A 1672-nucleotide genomic window follows, 5' to 3' on the forward strand; every position below is an offset into this window, starting at 1 on the left:
GCATACCCGCAAGCTAGCCCGGCCGCAGGCGACGATCAAACTCGCTGGTCACGGCACTGCGATCCGCCCTGGCGGCGAATCGCAGCTCTCCGCCCTGCTCCGCAGGAGTCCGTTTCCTCTCCGCCCTGAAGGGCGGAGTATCCCCGGAGGAATCCGATGACGGACATGACGGACATGACGAACCGCCACGTCGTCACCCGGTCCGCGCTCGTCCACGGCCTCACCGGCCTCGGCATCCGCCCCGGCGACACCGTCATCGCCCACACCTCGCTCAGCTCCTTCGGCTACGTCGCCGGCGGCGCCCACAGCGTCCTGCTCGCCCTGCGCGACGTGCTGGGCCCCCACGGCACCCTCGTCATGCCCGCCTTCACCCCCCAGCTGAGCCACCCGAGCACCTGGCGCGCCCCCGACCTCGCCCGCGCCGCCGCCGACCCGGACACCGCCGCCCAGATACCCCCCTTCGACCCGCTGTGCACCCCCGCCGCCCGCACCATGGGCGTGCTGCCCGAACTCTTCAGAACCCAGCCCGGCACCCGCCGCTCCTCCCACCCGCACGTCTCCTTCGCCGCCCAGGGCCCGCACGCCGAGACCATCGTGCGCGACCACCCCACACCCTTCAGACTCGCCGCCCACGGCCCGCTCGGCCGGCTCTGGGACCTCGACGCCACCGTCCTGCTGCTCGGCGCCCCCTGGAACAAATGCACCGCCCTGCACCTCGCCGAATACGCCACCGCCTACCCGGGCCGGCGCGCCGGACTGTGGGCGGTGCCCGCACCGGACGGGGCAGGCCGCACCCGCTGGCAGGAGGTACCCGAACTCCTCGTGTGGGAAGGCGACTTCGACGCCATCGGCGCCGCCTACGAAGCCGCCGGCGCCCCGCCGGCCACCGCCCGCATCGGCGGCGCACTGTGCCGGGCCGTGCCGCTGCGCCCCCTCGTCCGCTTCGCCTGCCGCCGGCTGGCCGACCACCGCGACCTGAGCCGGGGTATCCCCCCGCCCGGCTGGCGCGATGTAGTGGACGCCGCATCCGCGCTGCCCGCCGGACACCTCGGCGCGGCACTCCCCGAAGCGGCGACCAAGAAAGAGATCACATGAACACCGACGTGTCCCTGCGCCCCGTCACCCCCGGCGACCTCGACCTCTTCGAGCACGAGTTCGCCACCGAGGACGGCACCGGCCCCTTCCAGTGGTTCGGGTTCACCCCCACCCACCGGCTGCGCGCCCGCCACGCCGAGACCGGACTCCTGGGCCCCGACGGCGGCATCCTCACCATCACCGCGGCCGGGCAGCCCGTGGGCCGCGTCGAATGGTTCGCCTCCGCCTGGGGACGCCCCGACACCTCCACCTGCTGGACCATCGCCGCCGCCCTCGTCCCCGCCGCCCGCGGCCGCGGCACCGGCACCACCGCCCAGCGCCACCTGCTCCGCTACCTCTTCGCCCACACCCGCGCCGAACGCGTCCAGGCCTTCACCGACCACGCCAACCTCGCCGAACAACGAGCCCTGGAGAAAGCCGGCTTCACCCGCGAGGGCACCCTGCGCTCCGCCCAGTGGCGCGCAGGCCGCTGGCACGACCAGGTCCTGTACTCGGCACTGCGCACCGACGCCCCCCTGGGAGACGAGCCCCGTTGACTTCCTCCCCCTCCTGAAGGAGGGGGATTCCTACGGCTCGC

2 protein-coding genes are annotated in these 1672 nt (G+C 74.0%); both read left to right on the top strand.

Annotated features, from left to right (window positions below; translation table 11 throughout):
• Positions 1-156: 156 nt before the first annotated feature.
• Entirely contained in the window at positions 157-1095 is a 939-nt protein-coding gene (locus N4G66_RS45075) for an aminoglycoside N(3)-acetyltransferase (RefSeq protein ID WP_261710137.1), read from the top strand.
• The gene (locus N4G66_RS45080; protein ID WP_261710138.1) at positions 1092-1631 is read left to right on the top strand and encodes a GNAT family N-acetyltransferase; all 540 of its coding nucleotides are present in this window, start codon (positions 1092-1094) and stop codon (positions 1629-1631) included. The genes N4G66_RS45075 and N4G66_RS45080 overlap by 4 nt, the downstream gene beginning before the upstream one ends.
• The last annotated feature ends 41 nt before the right edge of the window (positions 1632-1672 follow it).

This window comes from Streptomyces rhizosphaerihabitans, from assembly GCF_025399795.1.
In the GTDB taxonomy this organism is placed as follows: Bacteria; Actinomycetota; Actinomycetes; order Streptomycetales; family Streptomycetaceae; genus Streptomyces; species Streptomyces rhizosphaerihabitans.

Coding starts and splice junctions, on each gene's coding strand:
- N4G66_RS45080 (WP_261710138.1), top strand. CDS start 1,092: ATGAACACCGACGTGTCCCTGCGCCCCGTCACCCCCGGCGACCTCGAC.
- N4G66_RS45075 (WP_261710137.1), top strand. CDS start 157: ATGACGGACATGACGGACATGACGAACCGCCACGTCGTCACCCGGTCC.